We start from the raw sequence: 21,720 nt of genomic DNA on the forward strand, positions 1-21,720 counted from the left end.
GCGTGAATGTTGAGTGAACAAGACATATTATTCATTTGCCAAGTAGGAATGGGTCTTTTTTGGATTTTTACATATATACTTGTTATTTACAAAGGATGGCAAGATAAAACCTATGGCATGCCTATGGTCGCTATTTGTGCCAATATTTCATGGGAATTTATCTTTGCCTTTTTCTACCCACAAAATGACCTGCAACGCTATATTACGCTGATTTGGTTTGTATTGGATGTCTTTATTTTGATGCAATTTTTACGTTATGCGCCAAATGAATATCGAAAGATGCTATCAAAAAAGCTATTGTATTTCTCCTTTTTGATCACGTTAATCTTTAGCATGCTGATCATTTTAGGTATAGTCTATGAATTTCAAGATTTTGAAGGAAAGTACGTAGCATTCTTTCAAAATCTTATGATGTCAGGTCTATTTATTGCTTTACTCTTGCAAAGAGGGAATTTAGCTGGTCAATCCATGGGGATAGCAGTTTGTAAGATGGTGGGTACATTATTTGCAGCGGTAGGCTTTTATCTATACTTCCGCACACCTTTAATTACCGTTATTTCTGTAGCAACGCTCTTTTATGATTGGCTCTATATTCTCTTAATTTATCGATTACAGCGTAAGCAATTAGCAAAATAGGATATTTTGTGCAGCAATTGATCACTGAATCTATTAGTAATGTATGCCAATTACAAACATATTGCAACTTGATGACAATTCCAATGGGAAAGAATAGCGAGAGAAAGGGCTTTAACTAAACATATGGCGAGCTTGTCATACAATTGTAAAAATCCTTCCAAATATTTTGTGATGATTATGGCTCAAAAACTATTTACGATAATGGTAGAGCAATTAGGAAGGGTGATTAACATGTTTAAAAAAATAAAAAAAGTAGCACTAGCTTCAGTAGTAGCAACTTCATTATTAGTGCCAGTTGCGGCAATGGCCGCCGAATCCTATACAGTGACATCTGGTGATACGCTATGGAAAATAGCATTAAAAACAGAAACGGGTGTACAGGAATTAATTGATGCCAACCCACAACTCGCTAACCCAAATCAAATTTCTCCAGGTCAAAAAATTAATGTCCCTGTAAAAGAACAGGCAACAGTTGAACAAGAGGTTGTGAAACTTGTCAATGCAGAACGGGCAAAAGCAGGTCTTCCAGCATTGCAAGAAGATTGGGAGCTATCAAGGGTTGCTAAATATAAGTCGCAAGATATGCAGGATAAAAATTACTTTGACCACACAAGTCCAACGTATGGTACACCTTTTACCATGATGAAAAACTTCGGTATTACGTATAAATCTGCTGGTGAAAATATCGCGAAGGGCCAACGCTCCGCACAGGAAGTTGTAACGGCCTGGATGAACAGTGAAGGACACCGTGCCAATATCCTTAATAAAAGCTACACACATATTGGTGTAGGCTATGTACAGGAAGGTAATTACTGGACACAAATGTTTATTCAAAAATAAAAAAAGAAAGAGTATCTATTGGCTTTTGTGATAGCTAGTAGATGCTCTTTTTCGCGTTAAATTCTAAAGTATACCGTATTGGAAGCGTATATTACTTCTTCTAGAATTAATCCCCCTAAATCATTAAAAGGTTAATTAACTACAAGAATACACATCAAACTATCTTTAGATATGTCAGGCTAAGGATAATGTAGCCTGTTTTTGCTATCTTGACAAATAAAAATAACCAAAAAACAACACACTATGAGCAATAGACGAATAAGATGTCTCTGTAGTATGAAGATAGAGGTGGTGTTTATGGTTGAAAAAGAAGTGGTTAGCTACATGTTGCGTTATCTGTATGACGGGTCTCGTAGGTTGTGAAAAAACAGCAGTCCCTGATAACAAGCTAGAACAAAAAATTCAACAACGTGAGGAAATACAGCAACCTGTTACATATGAACAAGAACAAATGATTGATCCTATTGTAGAGGTTGTTGATCCAACTACGAGTAAGGTACTTAAAACAATATCTCCAAAGGAATTTGGCTTCGATACGGACCCACAAGCCTATCAAAAGCATATCGAACAATTAGCAAGGGAATGGGCGAGAGGAACGGACACATCAAATGGCTATGATCAGCGTATGATGCTTGATCGATTGGATGAAAACGGGCAAGTGATCAAGGGGAAGCCGCAAATCATTTTAAAGGAAAGTGAGCTAGTGGAGCGTATTATCGAAGCTTCTGCGACTGGCGGTCAGGTAGAAATGCCGCTCTATATAACAGAAAGTGGCTATTATTTTGAGGATCTTCCTTTATTAGAGGAAGTGGTTGTTGCATCTTATACAACTTATTTCAATCGTGCTGATTTAGGAAGAAATAAAAATATTGAGCTCTCTGCTAGAGCCATTCATAATGTGATTGTAGGCAGTGGCGATTATTTTTCTTTTAATACAATTGTGGGTCCAAGAGATGAGGCAAATGGCTATCAACCCGCACCTGAAATTATTAATAAGAAGGTAGTCATGGGAATTGGTGGTGGAATCTGTCAAACTTCTTCAACCTTGTTTAATGCAGTAGACCAAATTCCCGTCAAATATGTTGAGCGCCATCATCATTCGTTAGATGTAGGATATGTCCCAAAAGGAAGAGATGCTACGGTTTCTTATGATACGTTAGATTTTAGGTTTCAAAACTCAAATGATGTACCATTTTTAATTAAGGCAAGCTATGGAGAGAATTCTCTAACAATTGAAATTCGAACGGCAGAAAAATATGTAGAATTATTGAAAAAACCATAATGTTGTAAGGAGACACCACTGGACGTTGGTGTCTTTTTTCGGATCGCATGATATAGTTAAATTGATACAATTCAGAAAATTTTAGGGGGAAAAGACAATGCATCCTAAACTACAAGCAACGATTGATTCGATTGATTTATACCAAGCAACTTACCCAGAGGATGCTTGTGTCATCGTGGCAGATACGGAAAAAGTGCTTGCCTACAAACCAGGAAAAAAGGTTGACTTAAAAGTTGGGGTTGGTGACCCAGTACATAAATATCGAGGTACAGCAACAGAAATAGCGTTAAGTTCAGGAAAATTTGTGAAAGAGGAGCGTAGCGCAGAAGGTTTTGGTATGGCCTATATCGCCTCTGCCCAGCCTATTTTTGAAGGAGGACGTATTATTGGCGTAGTAAGTGCCATTATTTCGAACGAAAAAATGGATAGTATGCGTCTATTGGCAACTGAGCTTTCGAGTGCCGTAGAAGAAATGACAGCTACAAATGATGGATTAGCCACTGCCAGTAAGGATGTATCCAATCGTTTGGAAGAGCTATCTAATTTCGCGGAATCGATGACAGGCGATATTGAACAAATTAATGTGATTGTCCATTTAGTAAAAGATTTAGCTATGAAATCGAGAATTCTTGGTCTAAACGCATCGATAGAAGCAGCACGTTCAGGTGAGCATGGGCGTGGCTTTGCGGTGGTCGCTTCTGAAATACAAAAAATGTCCCAGAGTAGCACAGAAAGTGCTGATAGCATAACTGTGCAACTAGAAAATATTAAACAATCCATCGATCAGGTCAATGCATCAACAAATCAAATTGCTGCGTTTACACAGCAGTTTGCTGCGAGTATGCATGAATTAACAGATGCCTACAAAGGGGTTAATAGTACAGCAGAAAAGCTAATGCAAATTAGTGACATCAAAGGATAGGCATATAAAAAGGATAATAGACAAGTGCTATTATCCTTTTTCATGATTAAATGATCTCTAAAATTTCCTGCGGTGTTGAGACACTGTATTCAGGTTCGTCATTTTGCACGACTTCTTTGGCATCATAGCCCCATTCCACCCAAATAATTGGTATACCGGCTTTCTTACAAGCAACAATATCCCTTTGCTCGTCTCCAATGTATACGACGTTAGACGAGTCGACATTTGCTTCCTTTAAAAACTTTTTCATTACTTTGTCCTTACCAAAAATGCGGTTGGAGCAAAGTACATCTGCTACACAATGAATACCATTCATTTTAAGAAATTCTAAAATATTCTCTTTAGAGTTTGAGGAAATAATCAGGATTTTATAGCCTCTTTTATCAATCTCTATTAATAGTTCCTTCATTCCATCGAAAAGATGCACATCATTTAATGATTGACGATACAATTTATAAAATTGCGGTAAAATCATAGGTAACTTATACATTGGGAAGTCGAATAATTTACTGCGTTCTGAAATTGATAATTTTTTTAATGTATCAATTTCCTTCAATTCAATGCCTTTAAATTTATATTTTTGGGCTAAAGTATTCCATGCTGATGCAAACACAGCAGTAGAATTTGCAAGCGTCCCATCAAAATCAAAGATAATATGCTTCATTGCAAACTTTCTCCTTTTTCATCTCGTTGTATTGACGTTCTATGCTAAAAAATGTTACATGGAATGGGCAATCTAGTATTCTTGAAATAACAACCATTTTGAGCGTACGTAAACATCTTATGGTAAATATTATCAGAAAATACGGCGATTGCAATGAAAATGGTACAACAAAAGGAGGTGTCTTAAAAGTCCATTGAGACACCTCGGCTTTATTGTGTTTTATGATAGGTACTGGTAATTATTATAAAAGTTTTTCTGTTTTTTCGCGTGTTCGAATTAAATAAAAGGCATTGATGCAGGCGGCAATCGGAATAATCAATGCAATGCCGATTCCTGCACAAAAAATGGTTGTCATTTCGGCACTAAAAACCTTGGAGTTAACAATTTCCCCAATCGAATAGGAGAGGTCCTTGAACCAGATTAATAAGCTTAAATAGCCACCAAAGAAAGCAAAAAATAACGTATTAGTATCGGTTCCTAATATATCTCTTCCTATATTTAAGCCAGCTGCAAATAGTTTTTTTCTACTCATCGAAGGATTGCGATAAAAAATCTCATGCATAGAGGTAGCGATGGAAATGGCTACATCCATAATGGCACCTATCGTACTCATAATGATGACTGATGCACCTATCTGCACAAAATTAACACCGACGTAGAGAGAAAAGATGCTGATTTCTTCAGTTGATTCTTCGCCAAACCCTTGGATCATCGACTTTTCCGTTACAAAGGTAATAAAGAGTAGTAACACAACTATCGTTATCATCGTCGAGATAAAGGCTGTAATGGTTTTACTGTTTGTTTTATTGATATAGAAAAGACTAATACAGCTAATGACCGTACATGCAATAAACGTCAAGATGATAGGGCTATTTTTAGGGTTTGTCATTAAAAAAATGGTGACAAAGAGCACACCAAAGTTTAGGAATAAAGAAAGAAATGAGCGTATCCCCTGTCTACCGCCGACAAGTACCATTAACACGCATAATATAACTGCTAATAAGACGACAACATTCATCCTCGAACCCTCTTTCGATTAATGAAAAATATAGCGGTATACTGACTGATAGGAATCGTAAGGACAACACCAATACCCCCTGCTAAGGCACGGGCTAATTCTAAAGAAAGATTTAAGGACAATGTAAGCCCTAATGTGGAAGAATTTTTTAAATAGAGAATAATCATAGGTATGGAGCCGCAAAGGTAGGCAAAGAATAAGATACTTGTAATGGTACCCATAATATCTTTACCGATTTCATGTCCCGAAGATTTCAGAGCCTTGACAGAGATTGTAGGATCTTGCTCGTATAAAGCAAAAATCGAGGAAGCCATTGTAATAGAAACATCCATTACTGCCCCGAGTGAGCCAATAAATAAACCTGCCATAAAGACGGTACGATAGGGACGTGTTAAAAATTGCATTTCTTCATAACGAAGACCATTTTCACCTGTCAACCACATTACAATAGAGCTTATGATAAGCGCTATAACAGTGCCTAAAAGTGTGGACACGATGGCTACATATGTTTTTGTATGCAATCCACTAATAAGTAGTAGCGAAATAATCGTAAATAGCAGGGCGCAAATGCCGCTGACTAATAACAGGCTTACGCCCCCATGCTTCACATAAAGATCTAATGCGAATGATAGAATCACAGCATTGACACCCAAGCTAATGATAGAAAATAAGCCTTGTCTTTTACCTATAATAAGTAGGGCAAAAATAAAAATCCATGCAATTATTACCATGGTTTGATCTCGTTTTAAATCGAGAATGGTTCCTGTTAAAACTGATTGTGTTGTGCGATCATCTAGCGTGACAAAGATTTCATTGCCTACATGATATTCTTGATCAAAAGCACCAGATGAAGAATAGTCATTCGTCAAATGAATGAATTGCCCCTTATGCTGACCATTTTTGATAATGGCCATCATCTCCTGTGTAAACAAAAAATCCTCATTTTCATACATATCTGTCATCGGTTCGGATTCTATTACATCCACTTGCGTTATTTCTGCTATCGGTCGATCATAAAATTGTTCGTTATGACTTACGAAAACAATCGAAACCCCACAACAGAGTGCTAATAGGGCATAGAAAACAGCTTGTTTAAAAGGTATATTTTTTAAAAATGTCAAATTAATGACCTCCAAACGGCCTAGACTGAATAGTCACTTGTAAAGGAACGTTTTGTTGATTAAGAAGTTCCATAAACAGGTTAAATGACATCATTTTATTAACATCTTTTACATTTTTCAAGTCTCGTCAGAGCTGTTTAAAATTTATGCTTCGAAAAAAATTTAAAAAGAAGGATGGATAATATAATAAAATAGTGTTATCGTAAGACTAGCTAAATAAAAATATTCTTCGGGGTAGGGTGAAATTCCCGATCGGCGGTGATGAAGCAATTCAAAGTCCGTGAGCGCAAGCTGATTTGGTGCAAATCCAAAACCGACAGTTACAGTCTGGATGGGAGAAGGGTAAAAATGCGAACTTTTTAAATTGATTCTAATTTAGAAGGTTTATTTGACTATGCATTTACTACAAATCTTCCCAATCATCTTGTGGGAAGTTTTTTTATTTAGCACAATTGAATAGAAGATGTTCTTCGGGGTAGGGTGAAATTCCCAATCGGCGGTGATGAAGCAATTCAAAGTCCGTGAGCGCAAGCTGATTTGGTGCAAATCCAAAACCGACAGTGATAGTCTGGATGGGAGAAGAACGAATGAGATGACAGTCTATGAAAAATTTGTTTTCAAATAGGCTTATTTGTTGATGTCTTATACTCCCAAAACCCCTTTGATGTAAAGGGGTTTTTATTTTTTATTGCTAACGAGAGAAGGGAGAAGGATAAGACACAAAAACAGATGGATAAACTGTAAAAGTAAAGGATAGAAGTGCTAATAAAGTAGAGTAGGTGATGGAATGTTTACAGGACTTGTAGAGGATATTGGTATCATAAAAGCCGTGCAAAGCGATCGGGACAGTATGGAAATTACGGTTCAATCAGCTAAGATAACAGAGGATGTCAAGCTTGGTGACAGTATAGCGGTCAATGGAGTTTGTTTAACTGTGACAAATTTCACACAACAGCAGCTTACGATGGATGTTATGCCTGAAACAGTCAAAGCAACAAATCTACAGCAGCTGGCAATAGGTGATTCTGTTAATTTGGAGCGTGCCATGCCTGCTAATGGGCGATTTGGTGGCCATTTTGTTGCTGGTCATGTTGATGGAGTCGGCAAAATTTTGCGAAAACGTCCAGTAGCAAACGCCGTTTATATTGATATCGAATTGTCAGAGGAACTAACCAACTTCTGTATTCCAAAGGGTTCCATAACAATTGATGGCACAAGCTTAACCCTTTTTCATGTTGAAGCCAAGAGTGTCACAATTTCACTTATTCCTCATACTTACAAAGAAACCGTTTTAGGTATGAAGAGGGTTGGAGCAATCGTTAATATCGAAACCGATTTAGTTGGAAAATACATTATAGGGCAATTAAAAAAGGGGCAAACAACGCCAGCTATTACAAGAGATTATTTAGCACAACATGGTTTTTAAATCACAGAATAGGAGTTGATCATCGTGCTACATTCAATTGAAGAAGCCATAGAGGATTTAAGGCAGGGCAATATGATTGTGGTGGTTGATGATGAGGATCGAGAAAATGAAGGAGATCTTCTGGCACTCGCTGAATTCATCACACCAGCAACAATCAACTTTATGGCAACCAATGGTAGAGGTTTAATTTGTACGCCGATTTCACAGCAGCTTGCACAAAAGCTAGATTTATATCCAATGGTTCAGCACAATACAGATAACCATCAAACCGCATTTACGGTAAGTATCGATCATGTAGAAACAACGACAGGGATTAGCGCCTTTGAGCGTGCGCTAACGATACAAAGGATGGTAGAAAAGCAAGCTAAGCCAACTGATTTTCGTCGACCAGGCCATATTTTTCCGTTGATTGCGAAAGAGCAAGGCGTGCTGGAACGGAGAGGACACACGGAGGCCACTATTGATCTAGCGAAGCTTTGTCATAGCGTACCTGCAGGTGTTATTTGCGAAATTATGGGTGATGATGGGCACATGCTTCGGTTTGAAGAACTAACAAATTACGCTGCACATCATGGCTTAAAAATGATCTCGATAGAAGCATTGGTTGCTTATCGTCAACAATTATCCACTAATAAAACTAAAATTTCTATGTAAAAAGGAGAAGGAACAATGGGTCAAACATTTGAAGCACAATTAATTGGAACGGATTTGAAAATTGCAGTAGTAGTGGGTCGTTTTAATGAGTTTATTACTAGCAAATTATTGGATGGGGCAATGGATGGTTTAACTCGTCATGGGGTTAATTCTGCATCTATTGATGTTGCATGGGTGCCAGGAGCTTTTGAAGTTCCTTTTATAGCGAAACAACTGGCAGAAACCAAGAAATATGATGCTATTATTGGTTTAGGTACTGTTATTCGTGGCTCTACAACACACTATGACTATGTTTGTAATGAATCGGCAAAAGGCATTGCCAATGTGTCATTGTCAACGAATGTACCTGTTATTTTTGGAATTGTTACTACCGAAAATATTGAACAGGCAATTGAACGTGCAGGAACGAAATCTGGTAATAAAGGCTATGATGCTGCAATGTCTGCAATTGAGATGGCAAATCTAAAGAAAATGATTGGATCAGGACAATTTGAATAGTCGTCACAACATTTGTTTCTTTGAATATTTTGAACAACCATGGGAAAAATATGCTTAAGTGTATTTATTGAAGGTGATTGTTTCATAAATGTACTAATCTTGAGCTGGCTCAGTAGGAGATGAGAAGTATTTCATCAATGGAACAAATTAATTTGAAAATGTTGAAATCACTATTTCAACGCTCTGCTGATGTGATTTTCCAACAATATAATTTTCAGCAATATACAGTACATTTGATTACTTGTGATGCAATGGTCAATGAGCAAATACTTCAAACTGTGGTTGTTCAACGTGTTCAATCTTTGTTATGCAATGTCACGGAGGACATGCTAGAGGAAGAAATTGAACAGCATTTACACATTCCCTATTTACAAAAGATTTTATCGAAAGAGGATGCGGTAACTAGGGTCTATAAAGGCCATGTTTTACTGTATTTTGAAGAAAATCAATTACTTTATTCTAGTGATATTTCAAAAAGACCCAATCGAGAGCCTGGGGAAACAACATTAGAACTAGTAGTAAAGGGACCTAGAGATGACTTTATTGAAGATGTTTTTATTAATATTGCTTTATTAAGAAAGCGATTACCGACTAATTCTTTTAGTATAGAGACATTAGAAATTGGTAAGCGTTCTAAAACAACCGTAGCCATACTATATATGGAAGACATTGTGAATTTAAATATGCTGGAACAAATTCGACTTCAATTACAAAAAATTGATACGGATATTGTTATCAATGGCGACTTATTAATGGAAAAAATTGAAAAGACAGCGACAATTCTTCCAAGACATGATTATACAGGAAGACCTGATTTTGCTATGCAGGCCTTAATTAGAGGAAGAATACTCTTAATGATTGATGGTGTGTCCTATGCCATAATTACACCTGCGAATATTATGTTGCTCTTTAAATCAGCAGAGGATAATGAGTACCCACTCATTGTTAGCTCGATGGAACGATTACTCAGAATTGTCGGGATATTAATAAGTATGCTACTGCCAGGTTTTTGGCTTGCATTGACGACATATCATCAAGAACAGCTTCCATTTTTACTACTGGCAACGGTTGTCGAATCGAGAACGGGATTGCCTTTCCCAACCATTCTAGAAATTTTAATGATGCTATTTATGTTTGAATTGTTTCGTGAAGCCAACTTACGTCTTCCGAGTGCCGTCAGTGGCTCCGTTAGTGTGGTAGGAGGACTAATTATTGGGGATGCAGCGATTAAAGCAGGTGTTACAAGCCCCTCAATGATTGTTGTGATTGCCATTTCTAGTATCGCTGCATTTACATTGGTCAATCAATCCTTTGTGACGGCTATGAGTATTTTTCGATTAATCATTATTATGGCTTCGGCATTTTTTGGTTTATTTGGTTTTTTTATATCCGTGTTTTTCATCCTTTTATACACTGCGAATATGAGAGTCTTGGGAGTGCCGTACGTAAACTTTAGTGCCGATTTTGAAAAGGGCAATATACGTAAGTCCCTATTGCGACTATCTCCAAAGGGCTATAGTAAACGACCTACCTTTCTAAAGCCGCAAGATCAAACACGGACTTCAAGTAAAAAATAAGCATATTGTGATGAGATCAGGTATTGTTGATACCTGATCTTTTTTTGTTACCTTTGCTTTAGTGGTTTTTTTAATTTTCCATTTAAATAGGAAATGAGACATAAAAAGTTATTACTTATCTTTTTAGTTTACTTTCTTGTCAAGGATTATTAAACTATTTGTTACAGTGTGTAATTTTGGGTATGAATAAAATAAAAATTGATTTTGTGTTTTAATTTATGTAGGATATACAAGCAATGTTTGCTTTACAAACAAAAAATAGAGTTAATTATAATATAATAATATTCTAGAATATTTATAGATGAGGAAGTACCGTTTTTTATGAAAAATAGAAAAATAAAACTAATATTAATTCTATCAACGATTTTATTATGTTTGTTTACAAGTTTAAACATCTTTACATCCTATGTAAAAATAAAAAAGACCGTTGAAGAGTCGATTGCCAATCAAAGCTTAGAGGCAGCCCATTCTATTGCTGCATCCATAGATACGGATGCCTATCAGCAATTTTTAAATAATCCACAGGAAAATGATTATTATTGGAAAGTAAGAAATTATTTAAACGATGCAAGGATAAAATTAGGTGCACTATTTGTTTACACCTTAAAGGTGGACAATCCTGAAGTATCTATAGCCATGATTACAGGAATGCCAAAAGAAATGAAAGAGGGCTTCGGTATTGGCGTGGTTTGTACTGTTCCTGCAAAGCATGTTGAAAAGGCCTATAATGGTGAAACCTATGTTACAGAGGTAATTCATGATTCTGAACATGGGTCTTATTTATCTGTTGGTGCACCCATCAAAGATGATAATGGAACAATTATCGGGTATTTAGGCATTGACATTAGTGCAGATACGCTAAATGGTATTAAGGGTAAAGTCATTGAAGACAACCTATTTAATTTTATTTTTAATGGTGTACTTATTTTAATTGTCATCGGTTCTTTTTTATTTTTACAAAGATGGTATCAAAAAGAGGTAGCGAAGGAAGTTGGCGCTACAGAGGACACATATCTAGCAGAAATCAAAACATTGATTACTTCGGTGTCGTCCCTACGTCATGATTTTACGAACCATATCCAAGTGTTACATGGTTTATTACAATTAGAAAAAACAGATCAGGCGAGACAATATTTATCCTCACTATCAAAAGAAGTTCAGGCGATTAAGTCATTAAAATTAAATATTGATCATCCAGGTTTGTCCATCTTATTGCAAACGAAGAAATTAACGGCTCAAAATCATCATATTGATATGGATTTTACGCTTTCTCAAAATGACTTTAATAAGATTAAAACGACAGATTTAATCAAGATTCTATCCAATTTAATTGATAATGCGATTGACGCTGCTGTTGAATTACCTGAGGAACAACGTAAGATTAAGATTTGCTGTACAGCAGATGAATCTCAGTATGAATTTAAAATTACCAACACTGGGCCAAATATTGCGAATCCCGATCACATATTCAAACAAGGATTTTCAACGAAAAAACATGAGAATGGTAGACTAAGAGGGCAAGGCTTATTTATTGTCAAAGAAATTGTCACTAAATATAATGGTCATATTTCAATTGACTCATCAAAACATTTAGAAACGACTGCTATTGTCAGAATTCCAATAAAATAACAAAAAAAGCTTCCTACAAAAAGTTGTGGGGAGCTTTTTTCTATGTACAGCACATACATTACAAAGTAGAAAGTGATATGATGAAGGAGATGAAGAAAATGGAAAAGGGTCTCCTAGCGTTATTGAGAAAAGGTGGGCTAACCTTATATGCAAGACACGGAACAGCAACTATTGGTGTAGATCAAGCATATGGTACATTTCAAAGTTGTCAAAATCAACGGAATTTATCCGATCAAGGTCGTAGGGAGGCAATTTATTATGGTCAAATGCTACGCTATTGGCAAATTCCCATCCTTTCCACTATCACTACCAGTCCTTTTTGTCGGACCATTGAAACAGCACGTTTGGCATTTCCAAACAGCAATCTCCAAATTGACCCCTTCTTGTTTGAAATCTTTATGTTAGGTGGCAATCTTCCTACAGTAGTGCAAAGCAGTATAGTAACGATTTCTACATCGATGCTGGAAATCATCCCACCCGAGGGCATAAACAACATAATCATTGGGCATAGCTTTCCAAGAAATGTGGGGCTGGGCATCATTTCGAATATGGGGACGGTTGTCATAAAACCTAAAGGTCAAGGAAATGGTTATGAGATTGTGAGAAAACTAACCTTAGAAAATCTAGCAGCATTAGATTCCATTTGAAAAGAGGGATTGTATGAAGATTAAAACAGTTGCACAATGTACATTAGATGAAGTATTGAAAGCATGGAACAAAGGCTTTGAAGGTTATTTTATTGAAATTAATATGACAGCAGAAATGTTTTTACAGCGACTAGTGGGGGAGGGGTTATCTCCTGAGCATTCTATTGTCGTTTTTGATCAAGAGGAACCGATTGCCATTGTGATGAATGGCTTTCGTACCATCGATGGCCAAAAAACAGCTTGGAATGGTGGGACTGGTATTTCTCCAGCATATCGTGGTAAGGGTGTCTCGCGCCTATTAATGGAGGAAACCCTAGCTATCTATAAGCGAGAAAATGTAGAATTGGGTACGTTAGAAGCCATTAAGGAAAATCAGGTAGCCGTTGCCTTATATGAAAAATATGGCTATGTGGTTGCCAATCAATTATTATTTTTAAGCGGCGAGTATGAAGCAAAGGTAACATCTACAGTAGCCCTTCATATTGCGATTATTCGCCCAGAGCAGCTAGCACATCTATCTTTCTATCGGGAAAATGTTCCTTGGCAGTGTAACTGGCAGAGCGTGAAGCATGGGGAAGCAAAGGTGTTTTATAATGATAACAATGAACCACTTGGCTATATGCTATACAAAACATTGTGGAATGAATATGGTGAGGTGGAGCGTATTCTACTTTATCAAATGGTAATACTAGAGGAAAGTAATGTAGAGTTAATAACACAGTTTTTAGCAAGTATTACAACACATAAAGTCCTTTTGACGACAGTGAATTTCTTAGCGAGCAATCCAGCAACGAGCTATTTGTTAAAGCATGGATTAAAGGTGACAACAGAGCAGGTACAGATGACAAAGCAACTATAAGCCAGGCTTTTCATCTTATAATTATCCAGCGAAGCATAGTTATGTGAAGCTATTTGATCAAACCTAACATGATGAGGAATTTTTAATTAATGAGCGAGCCTCCATTTATTGGAGGCTCGCTTTTCTATGATTATTCAACGGTTACAGCAAGTTCTTTCACAATGATTGATGGGGAACCATGACCACTTGGTAAAAAGTAAAGATCAGAGCTAATAGCTTCTATATTTTTAAGCAAACTAAAGAAATTACCCGCAATGGTCATTTGCCTCACGGGTGATGCAAGTTTGCCATCTTGAATATGAAACCCTTGTGCAGCAACAGAGAAGTCGCCTGAAATACTATTTGTACCAGAATGAAGTCCGGATAAATTGGTTACAAGTACTCCTTCTGATAAAGAGGAGATTAATGTGTCCTGTGTATCTTGGCCAGGTGCAATATATATGTTTTGAGGCGCAATGGACAAGGTATCTTTATAGGATTCTCTTTTTGCATGACCTGTTGTCTCACAGCCATCTTTAGCAGCTGTTTTCCGATTATGCAAAAGTGTTTGTAATGTCCCCTCAGTAATAATGGCCTGATGTTTTGTCGCAACCCCCTCACCATCAAAGTTCCCACCAGATAACGCATCGGGATGATAAGGAACATTGAGGAGTGTGACTCCTTTAGAAGCGACTTGCTGTCCCATTTTTCCTTTTAATAATGATTGATTTTTTTGTGCATTTTCAGCAGAAAAAATGGGCATAAAAGTATTAAGTAGTGAGGCTGCCGCATCATGACGAAGAAGGATTGGATATTTACTAGAAGGGATGGACTGTTCACCTAAGTTTGCAAGTGCCTCCTCAGCCACCCTCTTGGCAATAGTATCTACATCAAGTGCATGGAAATCCCTTGTTGTTTTTAAATAATCACCTGTTTTTAGCTCGTCGCCTTCTTTGACCACTGTCGAAAGGTAAAGGATTAAGCCATTTTCTTTATGAGATAAAGACAATTTTTTACTATTCGCTAATGTTCGTTCCGTCGAATAGTATTGTAGTATACAATAATCAAGTGTAACGATGCGAGGGTCGTAAGCTCGGATTTTCTGTTCGATAGCACGTAAGAACTCGATTTTTTCAGGAATACTAACTGCAGCTAGCTCTTCATTGTAAAAAGAGTGCTCAGCATATTCCAGGCTACCTTCAAAAATGGAAAGGTCTTCATACTCATCTAATACATCTGCATTGGCTTTTACATAGTCAATTAAAAAAGAAATGGAATCCTCATCTACTTTTTCCGTATAAGCATAGCCCATCTTACCATTGTAGACACCACGAAGGCTAAGTCCACCATCCTCTGATGTTTCATAGCTATCTAATTCACCCTCATACAGTGTGCATTGGAAAGAAGTTTTCTGTTCATAATAGACTTCTGCTTCCGTTAGCCCAGCCAGTGCGGCTTCTTGTAAAAGTTTATTTTGGAACTGTGTGATACTCATAGTCTATTCCCCCTTTGTTCCACCAACTGTTATTTCACTTACGCGAATCATCGGCTGTCCGACATTGACAGGAAGGCTACCACTAAGTGATCCACACATACCTGCTCCATGAGCGAGATTATTCCCAACTCGATCTACTAGTTGTAATGTCTTGGCACCATTGCCAATGAGCGTGGCGCCTCGCACAGGATGGTCTATTTTGCCATCTTTGACAATATAGGCTTCCATCACTGCAAAATTATAATCACCAGTTGCAGGGGAAACTTGTCCCCCACCCATATATTTTGCATAAATCCCATACTCAGTTGAGGCAATTATGTCTGCTGGCGTAGATGTGCCCGGTGCAATGTAAGTATTCGTCATACGAGAGGTTGGATTAAATCGATAAGATTGTCGACGTGAAGAGCCTGTTGGTTGTGCATTCATGCGTCGAGCATTGAATTTGTCAATTAGGTAACCTTTTAAAATGCCATTTTCAATTAAAACATTTCTTCTTGTTTGTTCTCCCTCATCGTCAATGTTGAGAGAACCCCATTCATTCGGAAGTGTGCCATCATCTATATAAGTAACAATTTCAGGAGCTACTCTTTCACCAATACGATTGGCAAAAACAGAATTGTTTTTGGCAACAGCCGTAGCCTCTAAACCATGACCACAAGCTTCATGGAAAATAACACCACCAAATTCATTATCGATAATGACAGGGAATTTACCACTTGGACATTCATCTGCATGCAGCATCGTCACAGCAATACGTGCAGCTTCTCCTGCATAGTGGTTTAAATCTAGTTGCTCAATAAATTCAAAGCCTGCATGTGCACCAGGTCCATAAAAGCCTGTTTGGACTTCAGTGCCTTCTGTAGCTGTTGCTTGTATGCTGAGCCTACTGTGAACACGTGTATCCTCCACAAATTTGCCTTCTGAATTAGCTATTAAAACGTTTTGTTGTTCGTCTAAATAGCGAACTCTGGCTTGGTTAATCCGAGAATCGTAATTTCTTGCTATGGAATCTGCTTGACGCATAATAGCTATTTTACTTGTGTGCTCCACTGTATTAGGCATACGGAGGATTTGATGAATAGGTGTGATGATCTCTTTTTGGAGTGGATGAATAGTTCCTGTTGCTCCACCTTTAATCGCTATTGCTGCTCTTTTGGCCGCTGCTAGTAAACCTTCCTCTGAAAAGTCATTCGTATAGGTATATATACTTTGAAATCCTGAAAAAATTCGGATGCCAATACCGAAATCACGTCCAGCAATACTTTGTTCAATTTTCTCGCTCTGTAATAGGAATTCATTGGTGTACTTATCTTCAATGAAGATTTCAGAAAAATCACCGCCTGTTGCAAGAGCCGCTTCAAGTACATTTTCTATAATAGATTGTTTTAGCATGTATCTTCCTCCTTTTCTTGATTATACCAAATTATTAAAAAATTCTGTATTATGCTATTTTCCTAGATACCTGATGAAATAACCGCACGACTGTATGTATATTACCAACTAAATTTTTTATGACATATTTTTTGTACACTTTCACCAAACTAATGGAAAGGCAGAGGAAGGTGAAGAGATGCAACAACCATTTGATGTGGGTGATATTGTTTATATTTTTTACCGCAATCCACATATTCAAGATGTAACGAATATACAGGAAGCGGCAGTCGTTTATCATCCAGAAAAACCAGAGGAGCTAGCGCTATTTTTATTTGAAACCTATTATCCAATCACAAATGACATGGTAATTTTTGCAAGCGAGATGGCGGCTGAACAGGCCTATCACCAGTATTTTCATTAAGGGAGGATTCACATGATGAAGCCATTTACCCCTCAGCTTGTTTATTTTGAGCCAGATGCCCTCCAGTATCCATTAGGTCAGGAGCTAAAAGATAAGTTTGAGCAGATGGGAATTGAAATTCGCTATACAACTTCCCATAATCAAGTGAGAAACCTTCCTGGAGACAATGATTTTCAAAAGTATCGGGTAGCAAAATCGACCTTAGTAGTGGGTATTCGAAAAACATTAAAGTTTGATACATCTAAGCCATCAGCGGAATATGCCATCCCATTTGCGACTGGCTGTATGGGGCATTGTCATTATTGCTATTTACAAACAACAATGGGCAGCAAACCTTATATTAGGACCTATGTCAATGTCGATGAAATCCTAGAACAGGCCGATCACTATATGGCTGAACGAGCACCTGACATCACTCGCTTTGAGGCATCCTGTACTTCTGATATTGTAGGAATTGATCATCTTACACATACCTTAAAGCGAGCCATTGAGCATTTTGGACAAAGTGAGCTAGGTCAGTTACGATTTGTAACGAAATTCCATCATGTGGATCATTTATTAGATGCCAAGCATAATGGTCGTACAAGGTTTCGTTTTAGTGTCAATGCTGATTATGTGATTAAGCACTTTGAGCCAGGTACATCACCATTGGAAAAGCGCATTGAGGCTGCGGGGAAAGTGGCAAGAGCTGGATACCCACTCGGATTTATTGTTGCGCCAATCTATCTTCATGATGGCTGGCAGGAGGGCTATTATCATATGTTTGAGCGATTGGACGCTGAATTGCCAAAGGATGTGCGCGATGACATCACCTTTGAATTTATTCAACATCGCTTTACAAAGCCTGCAAAGCGTGTGATTGAAAAAAATTATCCAATGACGAAGCTAGAGCTCGACGAGACGGTAAGACGATATAAATGGGGCAAATATGGGATAGGTAAATACATTTATCAAAAAGAGGAAGAAGAAGACATTAAGGAACATTTGTATGGCTATATGCAGAAGTTTTTCCCTCAAGCAAAATTAGAATATTTTACATGACAATAAGAGAGAAAACGGCATGTTTTCTCTCTAAATTAATTGTGCGATATATGGTTCAATAAATCGACGATCTTTTAAATTGTTTGGCAAATGGAAAAGGGAGAAATATTGCATAGTCTCTGATTCATTGTAATCAATCACTAAATTACCAAGCACATTTCTTGTAGAGAAGACTGCTGTAACGGCGTATAATTCGTCCCCATTCGAAACTTTAGGTAACAATCCGGGCCAGAAAAAACACCTAGTAACTGTAAATCTGTGATGGCTAGTCCTGTCTCTTCTTATACCTCTCTTTTGGCCGTATCCTCTAAGCTCTCGCCTAATTCCATTAATCCTTCAGGAAGCCCCCAACCACCATCATCTCTTTTTTGTAGTAATATTTCGTTTTCAGTACTAAGAATGAGAACCACCGAACCAGGTAAAAATAATGGGTTGGTGTCCTACATACTGTCTTAAAAATTTATAGTATTCCATAATGACACCCCTTTCTCTAAATGATTCTAATTGGTAAATTCTTCTTAATTATGGTCCTTGTATAATCTGAAAGTCAATGGTAACGCTAACAGAGATTGTTGTGAAGAAGGAGAGAATACTTGAATGGATTCATTTCAACTAAATTGTTGGTCAGAATATGGCGAACTGAAAGTAGTGATGCTTTGTGCACCTTCACTCGTAGATGTAACGGATTTAACAATAGCAGAGCAGGTTGGTTGGAGTGATACGGTCAACCATCAGAAGGCTATGGATAATTTCATGGCATTAAAGACAACATTCGAAAACGCAGGGGTACATGTACTTGATTATGCAAGAGAACTAGCCCACGATCAGCAGCTATTAAGTGAGCAGCTCCTCAATCGTTATTTTGTGCGTGACCTAGCCTGTGTCATTGGGAATCGGCTTTTACTTGGAAATGCTGGAAGTTCACTTAGAAAACCAGAGTACCCTCTTGCACATTCACTATTAGAAAAATGGTTACCACAACAATGGAAAGCTAATTTGCAGCCGCTTCATTCCTTCGAATGTGGAGATTTGTTAATTTTAAATAAAGATGCTGTGCTTATTAATCTTGGAATGAGAACATCGATAGAAGCTATCGAAGGCTTAAAGGAAGGCATTTTTCAAGAGGGGTTTTCTGAAATTGCCATAATTGATTTACCGAAAAGCAATGATACGCTGCATTTAGATATGAATTGTAATGTTGTAAACGCAAATCTGGTTGTTGCTAAAAGCTTTGTACGCCATTTTCCTATTCAGGTGTTAACAGCTCAAAGCAGTCGTTTTGATATGCTAGAGTCATTTTTAAAGCGTCATGGTTTGGATGTTTACTGGCTGAACTCGTATAAGACCATTCCAGACATCAACTTTATTAACCTGAATCCTGAAACACTGTTGATAAGCAAGCAGGCAACACAACAACAATTATTGGCGCATCCACTGCTGAAGAATAAAAACTTGCTTGAAGTTGATGTCACTGAGCTTGAAAAAGGCGGTGGTGGCATTCGATGTATGACATTGCCATTGGTAAGAACGTAACGAAGGGTTGAGAACAAATGACTTCAAAATCAGCTAAAGGAAGTATGGCCTGGTGGCAGCTTTCGCTTCTTGGAATCGGTTGTACTTTGGGAACGGGCTTTTTTCTTGGGACAAGTATGGCCATTCATAAAAGTGGGCCTGCGGTATTGATTCCTTTTTTATTAGCGGCCATTTGTACGTATATCGTGTATGATGCACTTGTTAAAATGTCTGTGGAAAATCCAGATAAAGGCTCTTTTCGTACCTATGCCAAGCAAGCCTTTGGACGCTGGGCAGGATTTAGCAATGGCTGGGTGTACTTGATTTCTGAGCTATTAATCATGGGAAGCCAGCTGATGGCGCTCGGCATTTTTACGAAATTTTGGTTTCCGGTGCTGCCCCTGTGGATTGCTGCATCGATTTATGCTGCTATTGGTTTAGTCGTTATTCTCACAGGCATGAAGGGCTTTGAAAATTTCCAAAATATCTTCGGTGCCTTAAAGGCAGCTGCCATCATTATGTTCATTATTGTAGCAGTGGTCATCATCATGAGAGGTACACCATCTACTACAATGGCTTCTCTTCAGACTAATTATGAAGCATTTTTTTCACAAGGACTAAAAGGTATTTGGCTCGGATTACTTTATGCCTTTTATGCCTACGGAGGAATTGAAGTGATGGGTTTAATGGTCATCGATTTGAAAAATCCAAAAGAGGCGCAAAAAGCGGGGAGAATTATGCTGATCGTGATTACCGTTATTTTTATCATGGCCATCGCCCTTGCATTAGTACTCGTTTCGTGGAAAGACTTTTCGATTGATGAAAGTCCTTTTATTACAGCGCTTCAAGGACACCATATCCCTTTTGTGGCAGATATCTTTAATGGTGTGCTAATCATTGCTGGTTTTTCAACGATGGTGGCCTCGCTTTACGCGGTGATCACCATTCTCACTACACTTGCAGAGGATCATGATGCACCGGCAGTCCTTGCAAAGAAAGGAAAAATGAAAGTTCCTTTTCCAGCCTTTTTATTTTTAACGAGTGGGCTAGTAATGACGATTGTAATTGGTTTTTTGATGCCAGAAAAAATCTTTGAATATTTGATTACAGCGGCGGGTTTAATGTTGATCTATAATTGGCTTTTTATTTTAGTGACCTACTGGAAGCTCATGGAGTTAACTAAGTGGGGGCATGTAAAGAATGCTATGGGGATGTTGCTCATTGCTGTGACGGTATCTGGAACTTTAGGTGAAAAAACAAGCAGACTCGGTTTTTATGTGAGCCTGCTCTTTATAGCCTTAATCAGTGTGGCGACCTGGATTGTTGTGAAAAGGCAAAAAAACATTACGTAATGAACCGTTTTCCTGAGACATCCTTAAAAAAGGACATTTGGATGGACTATGGTTATCATCACTTAAGAAGTACTGCTTCCATTCATAACTATCTTCTTGCCCATACCATTTCAAATCTGGATGTCCTGGGACTGTGTCGTAGTCTGCAATCCGCTGACGAATGAGCTTTTTGATTTTTCGCCCAAAGGCTGTGGTGTCGTTTATATCATCGAATATCCAACGGGGTTGAATGGCCATTAATAAAGTGGAAAAATGACGACTTTTTCGCAATTTATGGGCTGGTGTTGCACAAGAGATAAAATAGGGTTCACCATGAAAGCAAAACTCCCATTCATGCTGAGTAGGCTCCATTGGTATTCCTTCAGGCCAATTCATCTCATCCAAATTGGTTAAATTATTTAATATGGACCAAAATAACTGCTGATAATCTGCTACCTCAAAGCTATCTTGCATATCGTGAGGGGTATGAAAGAACACAGTAAGAGTTGTATACTTCCCGAAAGTTCGTGATGCTTTCGTATAGTCCTTTAAGCATTGTGCTAACATTTTAATCGATTGCTCTTCCCGTGGATCCCCGACAAAACTATATCGCAAATGGTTTGATAAAAAGCCCATTCTTGCTGGTATACACGGAAACGTATTTGCTTCATCCGCAATCGTGGCAGCAAAATCTGTATAGGCTGACCGTTGCCATAATGGAAGTGTATCAAACTGTTCTTCAATCCACTCCCGATCAAACACTACTACTTCCACTTGAGACTCCTCCTTCTACT

At 37.8% G+C, this 21,720-nt stretch carries 22 protein-coding genes and 2 riboswitches; of the genes, 15 read left to right on the forward strand and 7 right to left on the reverse strand.

The features are described 5' to 3' along the window. Positions 1-6: 6 nt before the first annotated feature. The 4 genes from EW028_RS01650 to EW028_RS01665 all read left to right on the forward strand — a co-directional run bounded on the left by EW028_RS01650 (position 7) and on the right by EW028_RS01665 (position 3,680). Positions 7-636 (forward strand): transmembrane-type terpene cyclase, encoded by a 630-nt coding sequence (locus EW028_RS01650; protein ID WP_131519699.1) that lies wholly within the window; start codon positions 7-9, stop codon positions 634-636. Between the two features lie 231 nt (positions 637-867). Beyond that, a complete protein-coding gene (locus EW028_RS01655) occupies positions 868-1,476 on the forward strand; it encodes a CAP domain-containing protein (protein ID WP_112117691.1) in 609 nt (202 codons plus the stop codon). 301 nt (positions 1,477-1,777) lie between these two features. Next, complete coding sequence (locus EW028_RS01660; RefSeq protein ID WP_131519700.1) at positions 1,778-2,758, forward strand: VanW family protein; 981 nt, start codon at positions 1,778-1,780, stop codon at positions 2,756-2,758. A gap of 97 nt (positions 2,759-2,855) precedes the next feature. After that, positions 2,856-3,680: a methyl-accepting chemotaxis protein gene (locus EW028_RS01665; RefSeq protein ID WP_131519701.1), complete on the forward strand. Its 825-nt coding sequence runs from the start codon at positions 2,856-2,858 to the stop codon at positions 3,678-3,680. A 46-nt stretch (positions 3,681-3,726) separates the two neighbouring features. On the opposite strand, the gene EW028_RS01670 is transcribed toward EW028_RS01665, so the two are convergent. The 3 genes from EW028_RS01670 to EW028_RS01680 form a co-directional block, all read right to left on the reverse strand. Next, the gene (locus EW028_RS01670; RefSeq protein ID WP_131519702.1) at positions 3,727-4,344 is read right to left on the reverse strand and encodes an HAD-IA family hydrolase; all 618 of its coding nucleotides are present in this window, start codon (positions 4,342-4,344) and stop codon (positions 3,727-3,729) included. Positions 4,345-4,585: 241 nt separating this feature from the next. Then, entirely contained in the window at positions 4,586-5,362 is a 777-nt protein-coding gene (locus EW028_RS01675) for a YibE/F family protein (RefSeq protein ID WP_131519703.1), read from the reverse strand. Next, on the reverse strand, positions 5,359-6,483 hold the full coding sequence (locus EW028_RS01680; protein ID WP_131519704.1) for a YibE/F family protein: 1,125 nt from the start codon (positions 6,481-6,483) through the stop codon (positions 5,359-5,361). The genes EW028_RS01675 and EW028_RS01680 overlap by 4 nt, the downstream gene beginning before the upstream one ends. A 221-nt stretch (positions 6,484-6,704) precedes the next feature. Beyond that, positions 6,705-6,830, forward strand: a riboswitch (FMN riboswitch). Positions 6,831-6,945: 115 nt separating this feature from the next. Continuing rightward, positions 6,946-7,071: riboswitch (FMN riboswitch) on the forward strand. Between the two features lie 199 nt (positions 7,072-7,270). On the opposite strand from EW028_RS01680, the gene ribE reads away from it, so the two are divergent. The 7 genes from ribE (at position 7,271) to EW028_RS01715 (ending at position 13,773) form a co-directional block, all read left to right on the forward strand. Beyond that, positions 7,271-7,909 carry a riboflavin synthase gene (ribE, locus tag EW028_RS01685; protein ID WP_131519705.1) on the forward strand — a complete coding sequence of 213 codons (639 nt, stop codon included), beginning with the start codon at positions 7,271-7,273 and terminating at the stop codon, positions 7,907-7,909. Between the two features lie 24 nt (positions 7,910-7,933). Further along, positions 7,934-8,563, forward strand: a complete 630-nt coding sequence (gene ribB, locus EW028_RS01690; RefSeq protein ID WP_131519706.1) for a 3,4-dihydroxy-2-butanone-4-phosphate synthase — start codon at positions 7,934-7,936, stop codon at positions 8,561-8,563. Between the two features lie 15 nt (positions 8,564-8,578). Continuing rightward, positions 8,579-9,061, forward strand: coding sequence for a 6,7-dimethyl-8-ribityllumazine synthase (gene ribH, locus EW028_RS01695; protein WP_131519707.1), 483 nt, complete (start codon positions 8,579-8,581; stop codon positions 9,059-9,061). Between the two features lie 137 nt (positions 9,062-9,198). After that, on the forward strand, positions 9,199-10,638 hold the full coding sequence (locus tag EW028_RS01700; RefSeq protein WP_131519708.1) for a spore germination protein: 1,440 nt from the start codon (positions 9,199-9,201) through the stop codon (positions 10,636-10,638). A 321-nt stretch (positions 10,639-10,959) separates the two neighbouring features. Further along, on the forward strand, positions 10,960-12,267 hold the full coding sequence (locus EW028_RS01705) for an ATP-binding protein (RefSeq protein WP_103117740.1): 1,308 nt from the start codon (positions 10,960-10,962) through the stop codon (positions 12,265-12,267). Positions 12,268-12,365: 98 nt separating this feature from the next. Next, the gene (locus tag EW028_RS01710; protein ID WP_131519709.1) at positions 12,366-12,914 is read left to right on the forward strand and encodes a histidine phosphatase family protein; all 549 of its coding nucleotides are present in this window, start codon (positions 12,366-12,368) and stop codon (positions 12,912-12,914) included. A gap of 13 nt (positions 12,915-12,927) precedes the next feature. Further along, complete coding sequence (locus EW028_RS01715; protein WP_131519710.1) at positions 12,928-13,773, forward strand: GNAT family N-acetyltransferase; 846 nt, start codon at positions 12,928-12,930, stop codon at positions 13,771-13,773. A 130-nt stretch (positions 13,774-13,903) separates the two neighbouring features. Here the strand turns inward: EW028_RS01715 and EW028_RS01720 are convergent, their stop codons facing one another. Both EW028_RS01720 and EW028_RS01725 read right to left on the reverse strand, forming a co-directional pair. Then, a complete protein-coding gene (locus tag EW028_RS01720) occupies positions 13,904-15,247 on the reverse strand; it encodes a TldD/PmbA family protein (RefSeq protein WP_131519711.1) in 1,344 nt (447 codons plus the stop codon). A gap of 3 nt (positions 15,248-15,250) precedes the next feature. Next, on the reverse strand, positions 15,251-16,639 hold the full coding sequence (locus EW028_RS01725; RefSeq protein WP_131519712.1) for a TldD/PmbA family protein: 1,389 nt from the start codon (positions 16,637-16,639) through the stop codon (positions 15,251-15,253). Positions 16,640-16,817: 178 nt separating this feature from the next. On the opposite strand from EW028_RS01725, the gene EW028_RS01730 reads away from it, so the two are divergent. Together EW028_RS01730 and splB are read left to right on the forward strand one after the other, a co-directional pair. Beyond that, the gene (locus EW028_RS01730; protein ID WP_004232790.1) at positions 16,818-17,042 is read left to right on the forward strand and encodes a transcriptional regulator SplA domain-containing protein; all 225 of its coding nucleotides are present in this window, start codon (positions 16,818-16,820) and stop codon (positions 17,040-17,042) included. A gap of 12 nt (positions 17,043-17,054) precedes the next feature. Further along, positions 17,055-18,083: a spore photoproduct lyase gene (gene splB, locus EW028_RS01735; RefSeq protein WP_131519713.1), complete on the forward strand. Its 1,029-nt coding sequence runs from the start codon at positions 17,055-17,057 to the stop codon at positions 18,081-18,083. 281 nt (positions 18,084-18,364) lie between these two features. Here the strand turns inward: splB and EW028_RS25490 are convergent, their stop codons facing one another. Continuing rightward, entirely contained in the window at positions 18,365-18,493 is a 129-nt protein-coding gene (locus EW028_RS25490) for an NUDIX domain-containing protein (RefSeq protein WP_227744828.1), read from the reverse strand. 187 nt (positions 18,494-18,680) lie between these two features. Here EW028_RS25490 and EW028_RS01745 point away from each other — a divergent pair, with 187 nt between their 5' ends. Then, positions 18,681-19,616 (forward strand): arginine deiminase family protein, encoded by a 936-nt coding sequence (locus EW028_RS01745; protein ID WP_131519714.1) that lies wholly within the window; start codon positions 18,681-18,683, stop codon positions 19,614-19,616. Between the two features lie 17 nt (positions 19,617-19,633). Beyond that, positions 19,634-20,947: an amino acid permease gene (locus EW028_RS01750; protein ID WP_131519715.1), complete on the forward strand. Its 1,314-nt coding sequence runs from the start codon at positions 19,634-19,636 to the stop codon at positions 20,945-20,947. On the opposite strand, the gene EW028_RS01755 is transcribed toward EW028_RS01750, so the two are convergent. Beyond that, complete coding sequence (locus tag EW028_RS01755) at positions 20,894-21,700, reverse strand: YqcI/YcgG family protein (RefSeq protein WP_131519716.1); 807 nt, start codon at positions 21,698-21,700, stop codon at positions 20,894-20,896. The genes EW028_RS01750 and EW028_RS01755 overlap by 54 nt on opposite strands. Positions 21,701-21,720: the final 20 nt, after the last annotated feature.

Source organism: Lysinibacillus sp. OL1 (genome assembly GCF_004332175.1).
Lineage (GTDB): Bacteria > Bacillota > Bacilli > Bacillales_A > Planococcaceae > Lysinibacillus > Lysinibacillus capsici.

What these genes read in the sequence shown, in the direction of transcription:
- EW028_RS01650 (WP_131519699.1), top strand. Translation starts at nt 7, where the DNA reads ATGTTGAGTGAACAAGACATATTATTCATTTGCCAAGTAGGAATGGGT.
- EW028_RS01655 (WP_112117691.1), top strand. Translation starts at nt 868, where the DNA reads ATGTTTAAAAAAATAAAAAAAGTAGCACTAGCTTCAGTAGTAGCAACT.
- EW028_RS01665 (WP_131519701.1), top strand. Translation starts at nt 2,856, where the DNA reads ATGCATCCTAAACTACAAGCAACGATTGATTCGATTGATTTATACCAA.
- EW028_RS01670 (WP_131519702.1), bottom strand. Translation starts at nt 4,344, where the DNA reads ATGAAGCATATTATCTTTGATTTTGATGGGACGCTTGCAAATTCTACT.
- EW028_RS01675 (WP_131519703.1), bottom strand. Translation starts at nt 5,362, where the DNA reads ATGAATGTTGTCGTCTTATTAGCAGTTATATTATGCGTGTTAATGGTA.
- ribE (WP_131519705.1), top strand. Translation starts at nt 7,271, where the DNA reads ATGTTTACAGGACTTGTAGAGGATATTGGTATCATAAAAGCCGTGCAA.
- ribH (WP_131519707.1), top strand. Translation starts at nt 8,579, where the DNA reads ATGGGTCAAACATTTGAAGCACAATTAATTGGAACGGATTTGAAAATT.
- EW028_RS01700 (WP_131519708.1), top strand. Translation starts at nt 9,199, where the DNA reads ATGGAACAAATTAATTTGAAAATGTTGAAATCACTATTTCAACGCTCT.
- EW028_RS01705 (WP_103117740.1), top strand. Translation starts at nt 10,960, where the DNA reads ATGAAAAATAGAAAAATAAAACTAATATTAATTCTATCAACGATTTTA.
- EW028_RS01710 (WP_131519709.1), top strand. Translation starts at nt 12,366, where the DNA reads ATGGAAAAGGGTCTCCTAGCGTTATTGAGAAAAGGTGGGCTAACCTTA.
- EW028_RS01715 (WP_131519710.1), top strand. Translation starts at nt 12,928, where the DNA reads ATGAAGATTAAAACAGTTGCACAATGTACATTAGATGAAGTATTGAAA.
- EW028_RS01720 (WP_131519711.1), bottom strand. Translation starts at nt 15,247, where the DNA reads ATGAGTATCACACAGTTCCAAAATAAACTTTTACAAGAAGCCGCACTG.
- EW028_RS01725 (WP_131519712.1), bottom strand. Translation starts at nt 16,639, where the DNA reads ATGCTAAAACAATCTATTATAGAAAATGTACTTGAAGCGGCTCTTGCA.
- EW028_RS01730 (WP_004232790.1), top strand. Translation starts at nt 16,818, where the DNA reads ATGCAACAACCATTTGATGTGGGTGATATTGTTTATATTTTTTACCGC.
- splB (WP_131519713.1), top strand. Translation starts at nt 17,055, where the DNA reads ATGATGAAGCCATTTACCCCTCAGCTTGTTTATTTTGAGCCAGATGCC.
- EW028_RS01745 (WP_131519714.1), top strand. Translation starts at nt 18,681, where the DNA reads ATGGATTCATTTCAACTAAATTGTTGGTCAGAATATGGCGAACTGAAA.
- EW028_RS01750 (WP_131519715.1), top strand. Translation starts at nt 19,634, where the DNA reads ATGACTTCAAAATCAGCTAAAGGAAGTATGGCCTGGTGGCAGCTTTCG.